The following is an 18,511-nucleotide window of genomic DNA, read 5'->3' on the forward strand; positions in this document are numbered from 1 at the left end:
GACTATGCGCGCGGCTTCTCGCGCAGCTCGAAGGTCTCGATCACGTCCTCGGCCTTGATGTCGTTGAACGACCCCAGGCCGATACCGCACTCGTAGCCCTCGCGGACCTCGGTCGCGTCGTCCTTGAAGCGACGCAGCGACTCGACGGTCAGGTTGTCCGCCACCACGGCGCCGTCCCGGATGAGACGGGCCTTGGAGTTGCGGACGATCGTGCCGCTGCGCACCAGGGAGCCGGCGACGTTGCCGATGCGGGGGACCCGGAAGACCTCGCGGACCTCCGCGGTGCCCAGCTGCACCTCTTCGTACTCGGGCTTGAGCATGCCCTTGAGCGCGGACTCGATCTCCTCGATGGCCTGGTAGATGACCGTGTAGTACCGGACGTCCACGCCCTCGCGGTTGGCGAGCTCGGTGGCCTGACCCTCGGCCCGGACGTTGAAGCCCAGGACGATGACGTCGTCGGCCAGCGCCAGGTCGATGTCGCTCTTGGTGATGCCACCGACGCCGCGGTGGATGACCCGCAGCGAGATGCCGTCGCTCACCTCGATCTTCATCAGCGCCTCTTCGAGCGCCTCGACGGTGCCCGAGTTGTCGCCCTTGATGATCAGGTTGAGCTGACGGTTCTCCTTGAGCGCCGCGTCCAGGTCCTCCAGGCTGATCCGCTTCCGCATCGACGCGTTCTGCGCGTTGCGGATCCGGGCCTGGCGGCGGTCGGCGATCTGGCGGGCGATCCGGTCCTCCTCGACGACGAGGAAGGTGTCCCCGGCGCGCGGCACCGAGGTCAGGCCGACGACCTGGACCGGACGGGCCGGCAGGGCCTCCTTGAGCTTCGTGCCGTGCTCGTCGAGCAGCGACCGGACGCGACCGTAGGCGTCACCGGCCACGATCGAGTCGCCGACGCGGAGCGTGCCGCGCTGGACCAGCACCGTGGCGACGGGGCCACGACCCTTGTCCAGCTTGCCCTCGATGACGACACCCTGGGGGTCCTGGCCGATGTTGGCGCGCAGGTCCAGCGAGGCGTCAGCGGTGAGCAGGACCGCCGCGAGCAGGTCGTCGAGACCCTGACGGGTGGTCGCGGAGACGTCGACGAACATCGTGTCGCCGCCGTACTCCTCGGCCACCAGCCCGTACTCGGTGAGCTGCTGACGGATCTTGGCGGGGTTGGCCCCCTCCTTGTCGATCTTGTTGACCGCGACCACGATCGGCACCTCGGCGGCCTGGGCGTGGTTGAGCGCCTCGACCGTCTGCGGCATGACGCCGTCGTCGGCGGCCACGACCAGGACGACGATGTCGGTGACCTTCGCGCCTCGGGCACGCATCGCGGTGAACGACTCGTGACCCGGGGTGTCGATGAAGGTGACCGGGCGCTCGTTGCCCTCGAGCTCGGTGACGATCTGGTAGGCGCCGATGTGCTGGGTGATCCCACCGGCCTCCTTGCCCGCCACGTTGGCGTGCCGGAGCGCGTCCAGGAGCTTGGTCTTCCCGTGGTCGACGTGACCCATGACGGTCACCACCGGCGGACGGATGTCCCAGTCCTCCTCGTCCCCGCTCTCCTCGTCACCGAAGGTGAGGTCGAAGGTGGAGAGGAGCTCGCGGTCCTCGTCCTCGGGGCTGACGACCTGGATGACCCAGCCGATCTCGGCACCCAGCAGCTGCAGGGTGTCGTCGTTGACCGACTGCGTCGCGGTGATCATCTCGCCCAGGTGGAACATCGCCGTGACCAGCGCGGCCGGCTCGGCGTTGATCCGCTCGGCGAGGTCGGTCAGCGAGGCGCCACGGGGCAGCCGGACGGTCTGCCCGTTGCCACGGGGCAGCGAGACACCGCCCATGCTCGGCGCCGCCATGGAGTCGAACTCCTGACGCCGCTGCTTCTTGCTCTTGCGCCCACGGACCGGACCGCGACCACCCGGACGCCCGAAGGCACCCGCGGTGCCGGCACCGGAACCGCCGCGACCGCGACCACGACCACCGCCGCCACCACCGGGACGGAAACCGCCGGCCGGCGCACCGCCGCCGCCACCGGGGCCACCGCCACCGGGACGGAAGCCACCGCCACCGCCGGGACCACCCGGACGGCCACGGCCGCCGGCGCCACCGGGACCACCGGCGCGACCGCCACCGGCGGGACGCGGCGGCATCATGCCGGGGCTCGGACGCTGCGGCATCATGCCCGGGTTGGGCCTAGGCCCACCGGGACCTGCGGCGGGACGGGGCCCACCGGGGCCGGAGGCCGGACGCGGGCCACCGGGACCGGCACCCGGACGGGCGCCGCCGGGAGCCGGCCGCGGACCACCGGGGCCGGCCTGGTTGCCCGGACCGGACTGGCCGGGGGCACCGCCGGGACGCGGACCGGGGGCACCGGGCCGCGGGGCGCTGCTGAAGGGGTTGTTGCCCGGACGCGGAGCCGGGCGGGGGCCGGGTCGCGGACCAGGCCCGGCCGGACGCGGGGCACCCGCGCCGCCCTGGGTGGGGGCACCACCGGGACGCGCGCCGGGCGCAGCCGGCTGCGCCGGGGTGGCCGGCGGCTGCTGGGTCGGGGCACCGGCCGCCGGGGCCTGCGGAGCACCGGCCGCCGGGGCCTGCGGAGCACTGGCCGCCGGGGCCTGCGGAGCACTGGCCGCCGGGGCCTGCGGAGCACTGGCCGCCGGGGCCTGCGGTGCGGGCCGCGGCGCGGGCCGGGGCCCGGGACGCGGGCCGGCGGCCGCCGGGCGGTCGGGAGCCGACGCCTGGGCCGGGGCGGGGGTCGTGTCCTGGACCGGAGCCGGGGCAGCCGGCGCCGGGGTCGCGGGAGCGGCCGGTGCTGCCGGAGCCTGGGCTGCCGGAGCGGTCGGACGCGGGGCGGGGGCGGCCGGACGCGGGCCGGGACGGGCGCCGGAGGCACCGTTCCCGCGACCGCTGGGCGCACCTTCGCCGGGGAACGCCTCACGCAACCGTCGGGCCACCGGGGCCTCGACGGTGGACGAGGCGGACTTCACGAACTCGCCCTGCTCCTTGAGCTTGGCGAGCACCGTCTTGCTGTCGACACCGAGCTCTTTTGCGAGCTCGTGTACGCGGGCCTTGCCTGGCACGGGTCTCCTCTGGTGAGGCCGGCGGCTGGTCCGCTCGACCTCGGTGTCAGTGGTGCATGGTCATCGTGGCGACTTCACGGGTTGCTCATCCGAGGTCGTCCTGCTCTCGAGGGTGGACCGGCCGGGTGCCGGTCCGACTGGGTCTCGCTCGTGCTGTGCTCTCCGCCCGCGGGCCCGGCCAGGTCCGGGTCTGCGACCCGGCCGAGGACGTGCGCCTCGAGCGCGCCGGTCTCCAGCTGCGTGCTGCTGCGCAGCGCACGCGGGAGGGCCCGGCGCCGGACTGCTGCCTGCAGGCACTCCGGCGTGGGGTGCAGGGACGCACCCCGGCCGGGGAGCCGGCGCCGCGGGTCGGGGGTGAGACCCCCGTCACGGACGACGACACGCAACAGCTCGGTGACCGGAGCGCGACGCCGGCACCCCACACAGGTGCGGACCGGGATCGACGGATCGGCCATCGGTGAGTCTAGCGCGCCGTGCGGCCGGGGTGTTCCGCGCGTCGCACGGGAGCCCGCTGGCCGCCCTGCGGGGGCCGACCGCCGGGTCGCTGCGGCTGCACGCTGGGGCGCAGTGGGCTCCGCCCGACACCCGGGGAGGCGGGTGCGTCACCGTCGGTGGGCTGGGCGTCGCTGCGGATGTCGATCCGGCAACCGGTGAGCCGGGCGGCCAGCCGCGCGTTCTGCCCCTCCTTGCCGATGGCCAGCGACAACTGGTAGTCGGGCACGACGACCTGGACGGCGCGGGCCGCGACGTCGACCACCCGCGCGCTGGTGACCCGGGCCGGGGAGAGCGCGGAGGCGACGAACGTCGCGTCGTCATCGGACCAGTCGACGATGTCGATCTTCTCGCCGTGCAGCTCGCTCATCACGTTGCGCACCCGCTGGCCCATCGGCCCGATGCAGGAGCCCTTGGCGTTCAGCCCCGGCACGCCGGTGCGGACGGCGATCTTGGACCGGTGCCCGGCCTCGCGGGCCACCGCGACGATCTCCACGCTGCCGTCGGCCACCTCGGGGGCCTCCAGCGCGAACAGCTTGCGCACCAGGTTGGGGTGGGTGCGCGACAGCGTCACCTGGGGGCCCCGGAACGTACGCGCCACCGAGACGACGTAGGCCTTCAGCCGGCTGCCGTGCTTGTAGTCCTCGCCGGGGACCTGCTCGGACTGCGGGAGCTGGGCCTCGACCTTGCCGATGTCGACGAGCACGAAGCCCTGGTTGTTGCGGCGTTCGTGCGCCTGCACGATGCCGCTGACGATGTCGCCCTCCGTGCCGGCGTACTCCCCGAAGGTCTGCTCGTTCTCCGCGTCCCGCAGCCGCTGCACGATCACCTGCTTGGCGGTGCTGGCCGCGATCCGGCCGAAGTCGGAGGGGGTGTCGTCCCACTCGTGCACGACCTCGCCGTCCGGGCCGATCTCCTGCGCGAGCACGGCGACCTCGCCGCTCTTGCGGTCGATCTGCACGCGGACGTGCTTGGCCGCCCCGTCGGCGTGCCGGTAGGCCGTCACCAGGGCGGTCTCGATCGCCAGGAGCACCGTGTCCGCCGGGATGCCCTTCTCCCGCTCGACCGCCTTGAGCGCGGTCACGTCGATGTTCACTTCTTGCCTCCTCGTGGCGACCGGGCGTCCCGCGGCGCGCGACCCGGGGCCGGTCGCCCGGGCCTCCCGCTCGCGTCGGCCGTGCTGGTCCCGGTCGGGTGGTGCTCGTCGTCCTGCTCGCCGGTGTCCGGCACGTCGCCGGTCCCGTCGTCGTCCACGTCGTCGAGGTCGTCGTCGTCCTCGGTGTCGTCGTCATCCTCGGTGTCGTCGTCGCCGGTGTCGCCATCGCCGGCCAGGTCGACCAGCGCGGCGTCCCGGTGCCCGGCCGGGCGGGCGAACTCCACCTGCACGCGGGCCTCGCCCAGCTCGGCCCAGCCCACGGTGCGCTCCCCCGCGCTCCTGGGCAGCTGGCCCTTCTTGGTGCCGCCCTTCTGCACGGCGAGCACGACGCCGTCGTCCTCGACCCGCACCACCCGGCCGGTCAGCTGCTCCCGGGCAGCGGCCGGCCCCACGGCCACCGTGACCAGCCGGCCGACGTTGCGCCGCCAGTGCCGCGGCAGCGTCAGCGGGCGGTCGACCCCGGGGCTGGTGACCTCCAGGACGTAGGGCGACCGGCCCAGCGCCTCGTCCTCGGCGTCCAGCACCTCCGACAGGGCGCGGCTGACCTCGGCGACGTCGTCGAGGCTCACGCCCTCGTCCCGGTCGACGACGACCCGCACCACCGACCGCTGGCCGGCCGGGCGGACCACGAGCTCCTCCAGGTCGTAGCCGGCGGCGGTGACCACCGGCTCGACCCAGCCGGTCAACCGCGCGGTGACCGGGTCGGCTGCGGGGCCATCGGTGTGTGCGCCTCGCGTGGACACCGGCTGCCTCCTGTTGTGTGTTCGCCGCTCGCGCCGGACGACGGTCCGGTGGGCCACCGGGCGGACCTCTCCGGGCCCCGGCGTGCTGCGGGTGAGACCTCAGGCTACCGCCCGCACCTCCAGCACCACCGGTCCCGCAGGCCGGCCCCGCCCATCGGTGCGTTCGACGGCCACGGCGGCCCGCGGCTGCCAGGATGGGCGGCGATGTCCGTACCCCCGTCCTCACCGTTGCACGCGGCCACCTTCAGCCGGCGCAGCCTGCTGGCCGCCGCCCTCGCCGGCACCGCCCTGCTGGCCGCGGGGTGCACCGACAGCCCCGGTGACGCCGCCGACGCGGTCACCCCCGCGCAGGTCGACCAGCTGGCCGCCGCCGTGGCCGTCCAGGAGCAGCTGGTGTCGGCCTACGACCGGGCGCTGGGCGCCGACCCCGCCCTGGCCGGCACCGTCACCGTGCTGGCCGACCAGGCCCGCACCCAGCTCGAGCGGCTCCGCGCGGCGGCGCCGGGAGCGGCCGCCTCGACCACGGCCGGCTCCTCGGCCGCACTCGACCCCGCCGGTGTCCGGGGTTGGCTGCGGACCCAGGTGTCCACCGCCGCGGCTGCGCACGCCGCGGCCGCCCCGGACTTCACCGGCGGACGGGCCGCACTGCTGGGCAGCATCGCCGCCGGGCTCCGCGGGCAGGAGGCCGTGCTGGCATGAGCGCGCAGGACGACGGCACCCCCGAGGGACGGGACGGGACGGCGATGGCTGACGACGGCAGCACCACACCCGGTTCGGCGACGGCGGCCGAGGACGCCGCGCTGCAGGAGGCGCTGGCCGCCGCGCACACCGCGATCTGGGGCTACGGCGTCGTCGGTGCCGCGGTGCCGCTGGAGGCCCGCGGGCCGGTGGTCGCCGCCGAGCAGGCGCACCAGGACCTGCGGGAGCAGCTGACCACCCTGCTGGCCTCCCGCCGGGTCGAGCCGGTGGACGACGAGGGCGGCTACGCCCTGCCGTTCCCGGTGCTGTCCCCGGTGGACGCCGCGGCGCTCGCGGTCACCCTGGAGGAGGGTGCGGCCACCGCATGGACCTGGGTGCTCGACCAGGCCACCGAGCACAGCACCCGGGAGCTGGCGGTGGGTGCGCTGACCGGTGCCGAGCTGCGTGCCGTCGGCTGGCGGGCGCAGGCCGGGGTGACCCCGGTGACCACCGCCTTCCCCGGCCTCCCCACCACCTGAGCCCCCGGGGCCCCGCCGCGGGGCCCGGGGGCGTCAGAGAGCGCCGAGGAAGGCGTCGGTGACCGCCACGGCCGCGCTGCTGGACTGACCGGCCTCGACCAGGACGGCGAAGGCCAGGTCACCCTGGGGGCCACCGAGCTGGTAGCCCATGAACCAGCCGTGCGAGTCCGGCGGGGTGTTGGTGCCGAACTCCGCGGTGCCGGTCTTGCCGTACACCTCGCCCCGGTCGGCCAGCTCCGAGGCGGTGCCGCTGAGCACCACCTGGCGCATCATCGGCCGCAGCTGGTCCAGCACCGCCTGGCCGGGACCGGCCGGGGCGGCGCCCGCAGCGTCGGCCCCCACCACCTCGACCGGTGCGGCCGGTGTGCCACTGGCGATGCCGGCGGCGACCAGTGCCAGCTGCGCGGGGCTCATCAGCACCTGCCCCTGGCCGATGGCGTCGGCGGCCTTGGTGGTCCCGGTGCTCGTGGTGGGCACCTCGCCGCTGAAGACGCCCACCGGCAGCTGCCAGTCGGTGCCCACGCCGTAGGAGGCGGCCGCGGCGGCCAGCGCGTCGTCGGGCAGCTGCATCGCCTGCTGGATGAAGGTGGTGTTGCAGGACTGGGCGAACGCCTCGGTGAAGGGCACCGTACCCAGGTCGAACTGGTCCTCGTTCTCGAACTCCCGGCCCTCCACGACCGTCGTCCCGGGGCAGGGCACCGCGGTGTCCGGGGTGAGCGCGCCGGCGGACAGCAGCGCGGTCGCGGTCATCGTCTTCATGCTGGAGCCGGGCGGGAACTGCCCGGACAGCGCGTTGGCGGGGTTGGCGGCCTCGTTGGAGCTCACCGCCAGCAGCTCGCCGGTGCCGGGCCGCACCACGACCAGGTGGGTGGCCAGCGGCTGGGTGGCCACCGCGGCGTCCGCGGCGTTCTGCACCGCGGGCAGCAGCGGGGTCTGCACCGGCGTGCCGGGCACGGGGTCGACCGTGTCGAGCACGCGGCCGGCGTCCTCGAGGCTCTCGTCGGTGCTGGCCACCGACACGGTGAAGCCCGGGGTGCCGGTCAGCTGCTCCTGGCGGGCGCGCTGCAGGCCGGACAGGCCCAGCCGGTCACCGGCGGCGTAGAGCTGCTCGCCGTCCTCCCCCACGGTCTCCTCCAGCACCTCCGCGGTGGCCTCCCCCACCCGGCCCAGCAGCGCCTGGCCGAAGCGGGCGGTGGGCGCCAGCAGCCGGCTGCCGGTCGGGAAGACCGCGCCGGGCAGGTCGAAGACCTGGGCACGGATCGCCTCGAAGTCCGGCCGGCGCAGGGTGATCACCGGCACGAACTGCCCGGCCGGGGCGGCCTGCACGTCGGCGGTGATCTGCTCGGCGGAGACCCCGGTCGCGGCGGCCAGCCCGGCGGCCAGCGCCGGCAGGTCGGTCACCTGGGCCGGGTCGACACCCACGTTGACCACCTCGGTCTCGGTGAACAGCGGCGCCCCGGTGCCGTCGGTGATCGGCGCGCGGTCGGGCAGCGTCCGGGTCAGCTCCAGGTGCTGCCCCTCCGCCAGCTCCGGGTGCACCACGGTCGGCTCGGCGACGACCTGCCAGCCGTCCTCGCCCTCCTGGAGCTCCAACGCGGCGCCGTAGGCCCAGTCGGGGGCGGTCGCGAGGTCCCAGGTGGCCTGCCAGTCGACGGTGGCGGCGCCGTCCTCGGCCACCTGCACGTCGCCGAGCTCGGCGGTCAAGGAGGCCTCGGGCAGGTCGGTGGCGGTCTGCTCCAGCAGCGCGGTGGTGGCCGCCGGGTCGGTGGTGCGGTCGGCCGCGGCCGCGGTGTCGCCACCGGACCAGTCGTCCAGGAAGGCCTGCGCGGCGGCCCGGACGTCGTCGGTGGGGTCGCTGGAGCAGCCGGCGAGCACCGGGACGAGGAGGACGACGGCCGCACCGCCCACCGCCGTCACCCGACGCGTCGTCCTGCTCCTGCTGACCAGCTCTCGGCTCCGCACGCCTCCACCCTGGCAGACGACCGGCGCCGATCCGGAAACGCACGCCGGTGACGTGCTGGAACTCCTCCGCTGCGGATGTCCGCCGCGAGCTCGCGAGCGATGGGGGTCCTCAGAACAGGACGGAGGCGTACGTGCCGACCGGCCGGAACCCCACCCGCTCGTAGGCCGCGCGGGCAGCGGCGTTGTAGTCGTTGACGTAGAGGCTGACCACCGGGGCGATCGCCGTCCGGGCGTACTCGACGACGGCGGCGGTGCCCCGCTGGCCGATGCCCTGCCCGCGGTACCGCGGGGACACCCACACCCCCTGCAGCTGGCACGCCGCCCGGGACACCGCGCCGACGTCGGCCTTGAACAGCACCTCGCCGTCGGAGATCCAGGCCAGCGCCTGACCGGCCCGCACCAGCTCGGCGACCCGCGCGCGGTAGCCGGCGCCACCGTCGGCCCGCAGCGGGCTGACCCCGACCTCCTCGGTGAACATGGCGACCGCCGCCGGCAGCAGGGTGTCCAGCTCGCTCGCGCGGACCGGGCGCACCAGCGGCTCCGCCGGCACGGCCGGCGGGCCCTCGATCGCCATCAGCGGCTGGCGGGCGCGCACCTCCCGCGCCGGCCCCCAGGACGGGGCCAACAGCTCCCACAGCGGCAGCACCGAGGCCGCCGGGCCGACGATGGTGGAGCAGCGGCGTCCGGCCCGGCGGGCGAGCTCGGCGAAGGCGCCGGCCGCCGTCCGTTCACACCCGGGCCGGGCGAACGGGATCAGGTTGGCACCGGACAGGCAGACCGCCTCCAGCCGGCGGCCGGAGTACAGGCCCCACAGTGGGGCGCCCAGCGAGTTGGTCGCCGTCCCGTGCGTCTCGATCCGGCCGGCCAGCATGCAGGCCGCGACCGGGTCGGTGGCCAACAGCTCGAGGACCGCCTCCTCGTCCCCGGCGTCCAGCACCCGGGCAGGCGACGAACGCAGCACGTGGGCCCCCGTCCCCGGCTCAGCCGGTCAGGAGACGGAGACGACCGGCGGGCCGGACGGCGTGCCGTCGGCGACCTGCGCCTCGGCGATCCGCATGGCCTCCTCGATCAGCGTCTCGACGATCAGCGACTCGGGCACGGTCTTGACCACCTCGCCCTTGACGAAGATCTGTCCCTTGCCGTTGCCGGAGGCCACGCCCAGGTCGGCCTCGCGGGCCTCGCCGGGGCCGTTGACGACGCAGCCCATGACGGCGACGCGCAGCGGCACCTCCATGCCCTCCAGGCCCGCGGTCACCTCGTCGGCGAGCTTGTAGACGTCGACCTGGGCCCGGCCGCAGGAGGGGCAGCTGACGATCTCCAGGCCGCGCTGGCGCAGGTTCAGCGACTCCAGGATCTGGTTGCCGACCTTGACCTCCTCCGCCGGCGGGGCGGAGAGGGAGACCCGGATCGTGTCGCCGATGCCCTGGGACAGCAGCGCCCCGAAGGCGACGGCGGACTTGATCGTGCCCTGGAAGGCCGGGCCGGCCTCGGTGACGCCCAGGTGCAGCGGGTAGTCGCACTGGGCGGCCAGCAGCTCGTAGGCACGCACCATGACCACCGGGTCGTTGTGCTTGACCGAGATCTTGATGTCGCGGAAGTCGTGCTCCTCGAACAGCGAGCACTCCCACAGCGCGGACTCGACCAGCGCCTCCGGGGTGGCCTTGCCGTACTTGGCCAGCAGCCGCTTGTCCAGCGAGCCGGCGTTCACGCCGATCCGGATCGGCGTGCCGGCGTCCTTGGCCGCCCGGGCGATCTCGCCGACCTTGTCGTCGAACTTCTTGATGTTGCCCGGGTTGACCCGGACGGCGGCGCAGCCGGCGTCGATCGCGGCGAAGACGTACCGCGGCTGGAAGTGGATGTCGGCGATCACCGGGATCTGCGACTTCTTCGCGATGATCGGCAGCGCCTCGGCGTCGTCGGTGTCGGGCACCGCGACCCGAACGATCTGGCAGCCCGAGGCGGTGAGCTCGGCGATCTGCTGCAGCGTGGCGTTGATGTCGGCGGTCTTGGTGGTGCACATCGACTGCACGCTCACCGGGGAGTCGCTGCCGACGCCGACGCCGCCGACATCGAGCTGGCGGGTCTTCCGGCGCGGGGCCAGGACGGGCGGCGGAGAGGCGGGCATGCCCAGCGAGACGGTCACGAGAAGTCAGTCTCCCACTTACTGGAGGGTGATCGGGTTGACGACATCGGCGATGACGAGCAGCCCGGACAGCAGGATGAACAGCCCGGCCACCACGTAGGCCACCGGCATGAGCCGCGCGATGTCGAACGGGCCGGGGTCCGGCCGCCCGCGCAACCGCGCGACCGTGGCGCGGGCCTTCTCGTAGAGGGCCCCCGCCACGTGACCGCCGTCCAGCGGGTAGATCGGCAGCAGGTTGAACAGGAACAGCACCAGGTTGACGCTGGCCAGCAGGCCGACGAAGAAGCTGATCTTGAAGGTTGTGGTGTAGCCGTCGAAGGCGAAGGCCTCCCCCGACAGCCGGCCCACACCGACCAGCCCGATCGGCCCCATCGGGTCCCGCTCCTCGCCCAGGAAGGCGGCCCGGAACAGCTGCGGGATCCGCTCGGGGATCTCCACCAGCCGCTGGACCGACTCGACGACCACGTCGCCGAAGTAGCCGGGCAGCGAGCTGAGCGGCTGTCGGACGTAGGTCTGGGCCGACTGCACGCCGAGGTAGCCGACCTCCGTGGTCCCGTCGACCTCGCCGTCCTCGTCGTCGTCGACGTAGACGGTGTTCTCGATCGGGGTGACGGTCAGGTCGAACCGCTCGGTGGTCCCCTCGTCGTCTTCCCGGGCGACGGTCAGGGTGAGCGGCTGGCCCGCGCTGGCCTGCACGCTGTCGACCAGCGCCGCCCAGCCCTCGTCGGGTTCGTCGGGCACCGGTTCGCCGTCGATGGCCAGGATGGTGTCCCCCGCCTGCAACCCCGCCTGCTTCGCCGGACCGGCCGCGGGCAGCGCGCAGTCCGCCGACCCGACGGCGCAGAGCTCGCCGGCCGGGGTGATGGGCACCTCGCAGGGGTCGTCCTCCGCCGCGCTGGCGGCGCCGGCGGGCAGCACGCAGTTCGGCACCGCCTGCAGGGTGGTGCTGCTGACCGGCAGGCCGATGCCGACCAGCAGGACGAGGAAGAACAGCACGGCGAGCACCAGGTTGTGCAGCGGGCCGGCGGCCATCACGACCACCCGCTGCCACCAGGGCTTCTTGTAGAAGACCCGGTCCCCGTCGCTGGGCCGGACGTCGTCGAGCGCAGCACCCCGCACCTCGGCGATGAAGCTGCGCATCCGGGTGGCGCGCTTGCTCTCGTCCGGTTCGGCCGGCGGGATCATGCCGACGATCCGGATGAAGCCGCCCAGGGGCACGCCCTTGATCCCGAACTCGGTCTCCCCGTAGCGCCGGGAGAACACCGTCGGGCCGAAGCCGACGAAGAACTGCGGAACCCGCATGCCGAACTTCCGGGCCCAGAAGAAGTGGCCGAACTCGTGGAAGCCGATGCTGAACAGCAGGCCGACGGCGAAGGCGACGATCCCGAAGACCGTCAGGAGGAACCCGCTCAGCTCAAGCTCCGTCTCAGGTCGTCCGCGTCGATGGCGGCGCGAGCGTGCTCCCGGGCCCACTTCTCGGCGGCCAGCACGTCCTCGACGCAGGTTGGTGCGCCGAGGTCCGGCGCGGCGTCGAGGGTACGCGCGATGACCTGCACGATCCCTGGGAACGACAGGTGTCCGGCGGTGAAGGCCGCGACCGCCTCCTCGTTGGCCGCGTTGTACAGCGCCGGGACCACGCCCCCGGCCTCCCCCGCCTCCCGGGCGAGCCGCACCGCGGGGAAGACCGCGGCGTCCAGCGGCTGGAACTCCCAGGTGCTCGCGGTCGACCAGTCCAGCGCCGGCTGCACGTCGGGCAGCCGGTCGGGCCAGGCCAGGGCCAGGGCGATCGGCAGCCGCATGTCCGGCGGGCTGGCCTGGGCGATGGTGGCCCCGTCGGCGAAGGTGACCATCGAGTGCACGATCGACTGCGGGTGCACCACGACGTCGATGTCGGCGTAGGGGACGTCGAAGAGCAGGTGGGCCTCGATGAGCTCCAGGCCCTTGTTGACCAGGGTCGCGGAGTTGATGGTGACCACCGGCCCCATGTCCCAGGTCGGGTGGGCCAGCGCCTGCTCCCGGGTGACCCCGGCCAGCTCCTCGGCGCTCCGACCGCGGAAGGGCCCACCGCTGGCGGTGAGCACCAGCCGGGCCACCTCGCCGCGGGAACCACCGCGCAGGCACTGGGCGAGCGCGGAGTGCTCGGAGTCGACCGGCACCAGCTGACCCGGCGCCGCCGCCGCGGTCACCAGCTCACCGCCGGCGACCAGGGACTCCTTGTTGGCCAGCGCGACGGTGCGCCCGGCCGCGAGCGCCGACAGCGTCGGGCGCAGCCCGATCGACCCGGAGATCCCGTTGAGGACGACGTCGGCGGGGCGGGTGGCCAGCTCCTCGGCGGCCCGCGGGCCGGCCAGGATCTCCGGCAGCGCGTAGTTCCCCTGTGCCCAGCCGCGCTGCTGGGCGGCGGCGTAGAAGGCGAGCTGCAGGTCCTGGGCGGCGGTCGCCCGGGCCACGGCCACGGTGCGCACGCCCAGGGACAGCGCCTGCTCGGCCAGCAGGCCGATGTCCCCGCCGCCGGCGGCCAGCCCGGTGATCCGCAGCCGGTCCGGGTTCTGCTGCGCCACCGCGATCGCCTGCCGGCCGATCGACCCGGTGGACCCCAGCACGGTGACCTCGCGCGGCTCGCTCATCTGCACTCCTCGCTGCGCTCGTCGCGGCGCACCCGGTGCCGTGCCCGCCGGCGGTCATCCTCGCAAGACCCGCCCGAGCCGCCACCAGGTGTGCCACGGACGGGCCTGTCATCATGAGGGGGTGAGCGACGCGACCGGCCGGGGACAGGGCCACCAGACCAGCGCCCAGGTGATCGAGCAGTCCGAGCGCGAGGAGGGCATCGTCCGCGCGGGCGGGACCCCCGTGACGCACGAGCGGCCCGAGGACTGGGGCTGGCACGCCGAGGCGGGCAAGGTCGGCCGGATCGTCGGCTGGCTGTTCGTCCTGGTGATGCTGAGCTTCCTGGTGGGCAACCACGAGGGCCGCGTCGAGGACCTCTGGGTCCTGGGCTTCGCGCTCGCGCTCGTGGTCATGCTGCTGTGGGACGTCCGCCGGCGGAAGAACTCCTGGCGCTCCCGCTGACCCGTCCACGACGAGACCGAGAGGCCCGCACCCCCACCGGGGAGCGGGCCTCTCGTGGGTCGGGAGGTCACCCGGAGATGCTCGCGCCGATCGCGGTGCCGATCAGGTAGGTCGCGCCGGCGGCCACGGCGCCGAACAGCAGCTGGCGCAGTGCCGACCACCACCACGGCCGCGGGGTGAAGCGCGAGGACAGCGCCCCGGCGGCCGCCAGCCCGACGCCGCCGCACACCAGCGCGACCCACAGGGTGCTGAACCCGAACAGGAAGGGCAGCAGCGGCACGACGGCGCCGGCGGAGAAGGTGACGAACGAGGACACCGCCGCCACCTTCGGCGAGGGCGTGTCCTCCGGGCTCAGCCCCATCTCGGCCACCACGTGCAGCCGCAGCGCCGTCTCCGGGTCCCGGGACAGCTGCACCGACACCTGCTCGGCGAGGTCGTCGTCCACCCCACCGCGGCGCAGCAGCGCGACCAGCTCCCGCCGTTCGCCCTCCGGGTTGCGCTGCAGTTCGCCGCGCTCCTTGGCGACCTCGAGCGCGAGCTGCTCGTTCTGGGTGGTCACCGACGTGTACTCACCCAGCGCCATGGAGATCGCACCCGCGACCAGGCTGGCCATCCCGGACAGGACGACGGTCTGCGCAGCCGCCCCACCGGCCCCGACACCGGCGACGAGCGCGGTGTTGGTGACCAGGCCGTCCATGGCACCGAAGACGGCTGCCCGCAGCCACCCGCCGGAGACGTCGGCGTGGCTGTGCTCGTGCAGCTCGACGTCGGTCACGGCGGTCAGCCCTGGTCCGACTCGGCTCCCAGCGGCACGCCGTCCTCGATGCCCGGTACCGGGACCGCGATGCTGGGCAGGCCGTCGACCTGGTCGGCGGCGGCGAGCTGGCCGCAGGCCCCGTCGATGTCCGACCCGCGGGTGTCCCGGACCGTGGTCGGCACCCCGGCGGCGCGCAACCGGGCGACGAACTCCCGCTGCGCCGGCAGCGGGCTGGCGTCCCACTGGCTGCCCGGGGTCGGGTTCAGCGGGATCAGGTTGACGTGGGCGAGCCGCTTGGCCAGCAGGTTCCCGAGCAGATCGGCCCGGAACGGCTGGTCGTTCACGTCCCGGATGAGCGCGTACTCGATCGAGTACCGGCGGCCGGTGCGGCGCGAGTAGTCGTCGGCGGCACCGAGCACCTCCGCGACGTCCCAGCGGGTGTTGATCGGCACCAACGTGTTGCGCAGCTCGTCGTCGGGAGCGTGCAGGCTCACCGCGAGGGTGACGTTGAGGCCCTCCTCGGTGAGCTTGCGGATCGCCGGGACGACGCCGACCGTCGAGACGGTCACCGACCGCTGGGACAGGCCCAGCCCGTGCGGGGTGGGACTGAGCAGCGCGTCCAGGGTCTTGCGGACCCGGGCGTAGTTGGCCAGCGGCTCGCCCATCCCCATGAAGACGACGTTGGACAGCCGCCCGGGCCCGCCCGGGATGTCACCGGCCGCCATCGCCGCGGCGGCGGCGACCGCCTGGCCGATGATCTCGGCGGCGGACAGGTTGCGGGTCAGGCCGTTCTGGCCGGTGGCACAGAACGGGCAGGCCATGCCGCAGCCGGCCTGGCTGGAGATGCAGACCGTGGCCCGGTCGGGGTAGCGCATGAGCACGCTCTCCACCAGGGCGCCGTCGTGCAGCCGCCACAGCGTCTTGCGGGTGCGGCCACCGTCGGCGGACTGGTGCCGCACCGGGGTGAGCAACCCGGGCAGCAGCGCCGCGGCGAGGTCGTCGCGGGCGGCGGCCGGCACGTCGGTCATCAGCGCCGGGTCGGTCACCCCCGCATAGAAGTGCCGGCTCAGCTGGTCGGCGCGGAACGCCGGGTGACCGAGCTCGGTCACCGCGGCCCGGGCCTCCTCACGGGTGAGATCGGCCAGGTGGCGCGGCGGCTTGGTGCGGCGGGGGGCGTCGAAGACCAGGGGCAGGACAGTCATGGCGTCCTCCATGCTCCCACTCCACGGGCGTCCGGGGTGCGGCAGCGAGGGTGAGATGGCTCCCCAGGGGGAGCCGCGCTCAGTTCCGGCCGGCCTGCACGGTGGACGTCGCCTGGACGTCGACCGGCTCGGCGGCGGTCGACACGGGGGCCGTGCCGGTGGGCGCCGGACTGGTCGGCGGCACCGTCGTCGGTGGCGCCGAGGTCGGTGGCGCGGTCGTCGGCGGAGCGCTCGGGTCGCCGGGCACCGGCGCGGTCGGCGTCGGGTCCGTCGGGACTGGGTCCGTCGGGACTGGGTCGACCGGGACTGGGTCGACCGGGTCGGGGTCCGTCGGCTCCGGGTCGGTGGGCGCGCAGGCCGCGGAGAGGGAGACGGTCCCGGTGGCGCCGTCCTCGTCGGGAACCTGGCCCTCCGGGGTCTCGCCGTCCGGCGTCCGGGCGTCCTCGTCGCCCTCGTCCGGGGTCTCGGGGTCCGGGCACTCGGGCTGCTCCGGGAGGTCACCGCCGTGGTCGCCGTCACCGCCGTCGTCGCCGTCACCGCTGTCCTCGCCAACACCGCTGTCGTCGCCGTCACCGCCGACGGGAGCGGGCACGACCGGCACGCGCCCGTCGACCGGCGGAGCGGCCACTGACGCAGACGTCGAGGGCCGGCGGACCGGCGGCACCGTCTGCGGCGATGCGGACGCAGCCGACCGGGTGGCTGCCCTGCTGCGCGCAGTGGGCCGGGCGGGGGTGTCCGCGGCCTCGACCGCGGGATCGGTCCCGGGCACCGGCGCCGTCGTCTGCTCCGCCGCTGGGATCGGCGCCTGTCCCGCCCGGCCGATCGGCGTCCGGGCGGCCGGCGTCGGGGACGAGGCGGCGTCCCGCTGCACGGCGGCCGCCTCGGGCCGCTCACCACCGGAGAGCCCCGGCAGGGCGAAACCGGCGATCACGGCGGCGAGCAGGACGACGGCCAGCGGCAGCAGCACCCGGGCGCGCCGCCTGGTCGCCGGCGGCGTGGCGCCGGCCGGCGTGCTGTCGGACGGCCCGGGAGAGGACGGGCTGGAGGCGGGCGGGCTGGAGGCGTACGCCGACCGCCGGGAGGACGAGGACTGCGAAGCCAGCGCCTCACCTGCCCGGATCGCCTCCTCCCAGGCAGCGAGCTGCGCGGCCGCCTCCTCCTCAGCGGCCCGCTGAGCGGCCAGTTCTGCCTCCTGCAGGTCGGCCAGCGCGGCCTGGATGCGGGGCGGGAGCGGGCGGTGCACGCCGGACGGCGGCACCTCCTCGACGTCGTCCGGCTGCGCCGTGGGGGTCCCGGCGGGCTCGGGCGCGGACTCCTCGCCCGGGGCGGACACGAGGCCAGGCTCAGCTGCCGTCCCGGGGCCGGGAGCGGCGGTCTCGGCGGTGGTCCGGCCCGGGTCGGCCTGCGGGTGCTCGCGCCGCTCGTCTGGGTGGTCGACCTGGTCGATGGCCGGCTGCTCGTCGGGGTGGTCGACCCGGTCGATGGCCGGCTGCTCGTCGGGGTGGTCGGTGCGGTCCGTGACCACCTGCCCGTCCGGGTGCTCGGCCGGGTTCGCGGCCGACTGCTGCGCCGCGGCGCCGGGCAGCGGCGTGGCCGGCAGGTCGCCCGGCTGCTCGACCGCATCGGGCGGCGTGGCGTCTGCCGCGGCCGGAGGGACGTCCGCGCGCAGCCCCGACCCGGACGAGGCGACCCACTGCGGCAGCCACGCCTCGTCCCAGGGGTCCTCGGCCGTCAGCGGCGGAGTGGCGGCCACCACCTCGGTGTCCGCCGCCTCGGTGTCCGCCGCCGTCGGCGCGTCGGTCGGGGCCTCGCCCGGGGTCCCGGGGTCGTGCGCGTCCTCCGACCTCACGACCCCTCCTCCCCGACCGGTCGCCCGCCCGGCCACCGGTCGTGGCCGGGACCCAGCAGCCGAGTCCGAACGATCATGCTGACCGAGGGACCTCCGGCGCGGCGGTAGGCGCGGCGTGATCGGAGCACCACACTGCGCTCAAGACGCGGGGCTCAGTTCGGCAGGTCTGCACCAGTCAGCCGGGCGTGCTGGCGCACCCAGGCGTGCATCGCGATGCCGGCGGCGACCCCGGCGTTCAGCGAGCGGGTCGAGCCGAACTGGGTGATGGACACGGTGAGCGCGGCGCCGTCGCGTGCGGCCGGGGTCAGGCCCGGCCCCTCCTGACCGAACAGCAGCAGCGACCGGAGGGGCAGGTCGGCGGTCTCCAGCGGGACGGCGCCGGGCCCGTTGTCCACCGCCACCACCGACATCGACTCCGCCGCTGCGTGCGCCAGCAGCGCCTCGACGTCCGCGTGGTGCCGCAGGTGCTGGTACCGGTCGGTGACCATCGCCCCGCGTCGGTTCCACCGGCGCCGCCCGACGACGTGCACCTCCGCGGCCAGGAACGCGTTGGCGGTGCGGACGACGGTGCCGATGTTCAGGTCGTGCTCGAAGTTCTCGATCGCGACGTGGAACGGGTGCCGGCGCCGGTCGAGGCCGGCGACGATCGCCTCGAGCGTCCAGTAGCGGTAGCGGTCCACCACGTTGCGCCGGTCGCCGTCGGCGAGCAGCTCGGGGTCGTACCGCTCGTCGGTGGGCCACGGACCGGGCCAGGGGCCGACACCCACCGACCCGCCCCACTCGGTCGGCCCGGTCTCCAGTCCCTCGGTCATCGCCGGGGATGGTGCCACGCCACACCCCTCCGGCGCGGTCACGG

The 18,511-nt window shown here is 74.8% G+C and carries 16 protein-coding genes and 1 pseudogene; 3 read left to right on the forward strand and 14 right to left on the reverse strand.

What is annotated here, in order from left to right:
- Positions 1-2: 2 nt before the first annotated feature.
- The 5 genes and pseudogenes from infB to rimP all read right to left on the reverse strand — a co-directional run bounded on the left by infB (position 3) and on the right by rimP (position 5,456).
- Positions 3-1,841 (reverse strand): translation initiation factor IF-2, encoded by a 1,839-nt coding sequence (gene infB, locus Q1A09_RS18020; protein ID WP_299958452.1) that lies wholly within the window; start codon positions 1,839-1,841, stop codon positions 3-5.
- A gap of 1,080 nt (positions 1,842-2,921) precedes the next feature.
- Positions 2,922-3,065: pseudogene (locus Q1A09_RS18025) on the reverse strand (translation initiation factor IF-2 N-terminal domain-containing protein); the annotation flags it as partial.
- Between the two features lie 74 nt (positions 3,066-3,139).
- Positions 3,140-3,520, reverse strand: coding sequence for a YlxR family protein (locus Q1A09_RS18030; protein WP_299958045.1), 381 nt, complete (start codon positions 3,518-3,520; stop codon positions 3,140-3,142).
- 8 nt (positions 3,521-3,528) lie between these two features.
- Positions 3,529-4,653: a transcription termination factor NusA gene (gene nusA / locus Q1A09_RS18035; RefSeq protein ID WP_299958047.1), complete on the reverse strand. Its 1,125-nt coding sequence runs from the start codon at positions 4,651-4,653 to the stop codon at positions 3,529-3,531.
- Positions 4,650-5,456: a ribosome maturation factor RimP gene (gene rimP, locus Q1A09_RS18040; RefSeq protein ID WP_299958050.1), complete on the reverse strand. Its 807-nt coding sequence runs from the start codon at positions 5,454-5,456 to the stop codon at positions 4,650-4,652. The genes nusA and rimP overlap by 4 nt, the downstream gene beginning before the upstream one ends.
- A 204-nt stretch (positions 5,457-5,660) precedes the next feature.
- Between rimP and Q1A09_RS18045 the strand changes: the two genes are divergently transcribed.
- Positions 5,661-6,155, forward strand: coding sequence for a hypothetical protein (locus Q1A09_RS18045; RefSeq protein WP_299958053.1), 495 nt, complete (start codon positions 5,661-5,663; stop codon positions 6,153-6,155).
- On the forward strand, positions 6,152-6,673 hold the full coding sequence (locus tag Q1A09_RS18050) for a ferritin-like domain-containing protein (protein WP_299958055.1): 522 nt from the start codon (positions 6,152-6,154) through the stop codon (positions 6,671-6,673). The genes Q1A09_RS18045 and Q1A09_RS18050 overlap by 4 nt, the downstream gene beginning before the upstream one ends.
- Positions 6,674-6,706: 33 nt before the next feature.
- Here Q1A09_RS18050 and Q1A09_RS18055 read toward each other — a convergent pair whose 3' ends face one another.
- From Q1A09_RS18055 to dxr, 5 genes are all read right to left on the reverse strand, one after another.
- Positions 6,707-8,635: a penicillin-binding transpeptidase domain-containing protein gene (locus tag Q1A09_RS18055; protein ID WP_299958058.1), complete on the reverse strand. Its 1,929-nt coding sequence runs from the start codon at positions 8,633-8,635 to the stop codon at positions 6,707-6,709.
- Between the two features lie 109 nt (positions 8,636-8,744).
- Positions 8,745-9,596, reverse strand: a complete 852-nt coding sequence (locus tag Q1A09_RS18060) for a GNAT family N-acetyltransferase (RefSeq protein ID WP_299958061.1) — start codon at positions 9,594-9,596, stop codon at positions 8,745-8,747.
- A gap of 27 nt (positions 9,597-9,623) precedes the next feature.
- Positions 9,624-10,778 carry a flavodoxin-dependent (E)-4-hydroxy-3-methylbut-2-enyl-diphosphate synthase gene (ispG, locus tag Q1A09_RS18065; RefSeq protein WP_299958064.1) on the reverse strand — a complete coding sequence of 385 codons (1,155 nt, stop codon included), beginning with the start codon at positions 10,776-10,778 and terminating at the stop codon, positions 9,624-9,626.
- Positions 10,779-10,796: 18 nt separating this feature from the next.
- Complete coding sequence (locus tag Q1A09_RS18070; protein ID WP_299958066.1) at positions 10,797-12,251, reverse strand: RIP metalloprotease; 1,455 nt, start codon at positions 12,249-12,251, stop codon at positions 10,797-10,799.
- Complete coding sequence (gene dxr, locus Q1A09_RS18075; RefSeq protein ID WP_299958069.1) at positions 12,188-13,405, reverse strand: 1-deoxy-D-xylulose-5-phosphate reductoisomerase; 1,218 nt, start codon at positions 13,403-13,405, stop codon at positions 12,188-12,190. Before dxr ends, Q1A09_RS18070 begins: the two co-directional genes overlap by 64 nt.
- Positions 13,406-13,526: 121 nt before the next feature.
- On the opposite strand from dxr, the gene Q1A09_RS18080 reads away from it, so the two are divergent.
- Positions 13,527-13,847 carry a DUF2631 domain-containing protein gene (locus Q1A09_RS18080; RefSeq protein WP_299958072.1) on the forward strand — a complete coding sequence of 107 codons (321 nt, stop codon included), beginning with the start codon at positions 13,527-13,529 and terminating at the stop codon, positions 13,845-13,847.
- A gap of 67 nt (positions 13,848-13,914) precedes the next feature.
- Here Q1A09_RS18080 and Q1A09_RS18085 read toward each other — a convergent pair whose 3' ends face one another.
- The 4 genes from Q1A09_RS18085 to Q1A09_RS18100 form a co-directional block, all read right to left on the reverse strand.
- A complete protein-coding gene (locus tag Q1A09_RS18085; protein ID WP_299958075.1) occupies positions 13,915-14,622 on the reverse strand; it encodes a VIT1/CCC1 transporter family protein in 708 nt (235 codons plus the stop codon).
- A 5-nt stretch (positions 14,623-14,627) separates the two neighbouring features.
- Positions 14,628-15,806: a 23S rRNA (adenine(2503)-C(2))-methyltransferase RlmN gene (rlmN, locus tag Q1A09_RS18090; RefSeq protein WP_299958078.1), complete on the reverse strand. Its 1,179-nt coding sequence runs from the start codon at positions 15,804-15,806 to the stop codon at positions 14,628-14,630.
- A gap of 79 nt (positions 15,807-15,885) precedes the next feature.
- Positions 15,886-17,655 carry a hypothetical protein gene (locus tag Q1A09_RS18095; RefSeq protein ID WP_299958081.1) on the reverse strand — a complete coding sequence of 590 codons (1,770 nt, stop codon included), beginning with the start codon at positions 17,653-17,655 and terminating at the stop codon, positions 15,886-15,888.
- A 152-nt stretch (positions 17,656-17,807) separates the two neighbouring features.
- The gene (locus Q1A09_RS18100; RefSeq protein ID WP_299958084.1) at positions 17,808-18,467 is read right to left on the reverse strand and encodes a TrmH family RNA methyltransferase; all 660 of its coding nucleotides are present in this window, start codon (positions 18,465-18,467) and stop codon (positions 17,808-17,810) included.
- Positions 18,468-18,511 lie beyond the last annotated feature (44 nt).

Origin of the sequence: uncultured Modestobacter sp., assembly GCF_947486615.1 — a bacterium.
Taxonomy (GTDB): Bacteria; Actinomycetota; Actinomycetes; order Mycobacteriales; family Geodermatophilaceae; genus Modestobacter.

What these genes read in the sequence shown, in the direction of transcription:
- infB (WP_299958452.1), bottom strand. Translation starts at nt 1,841, where the DNA reads ATGGCGGCGCCGAGCATGGGCGGTGTCTCGCTGCCCCGTGGCAACGGG.
- Q1A09_RS18030 (WP_299958045.1), bottom strand. Translation starts at nt 3,520, where the DNA reads ATGGCCGATCCGTCGATCCCGGTCCGCACCTGTGTGGGGTGCCGGCGT.
- Q1A09_RS18045 (WP_299958053.1), top strand. Translation starts at nt 5,661, where the DNA reads ATGTCCGTACCCCCGTCCTCACCGTTGCACGCGGCCACCTTCAGCCGG.
- Q1A09_RS18050 (WP_299958055.1), top strand. Translation starts at nt 6,152, where the DNA reads ATGAGCGCGCAGGACGACGGCACCCCCGAGGGACGGGACGGGACGGCG.
- dxr (WP_299958069.1), bottom strand. Translation starts at nt 13,405, where the DNA reads ATGAGCGAGCCGCGCGAGGTCACCGTGCTGGGGTCCACCGGGTCGATC.
- rlmN (WP_299958078.1), bottom strand. Translation starts at nt 15,806, where the DNA reads ATGACTGTCCTGCCCCTGGTCTTCGACGCCCCCCGCCGCACCAAGCCG.
- Q1A09_RS18100 (WP_299958084.1), bottom strand. Translation starts at nt 18,467, where the DNA reads ATGACCGAGGGACTGGAGACCGGGCCGACCGAGTGGGGCGGGTCGGTG.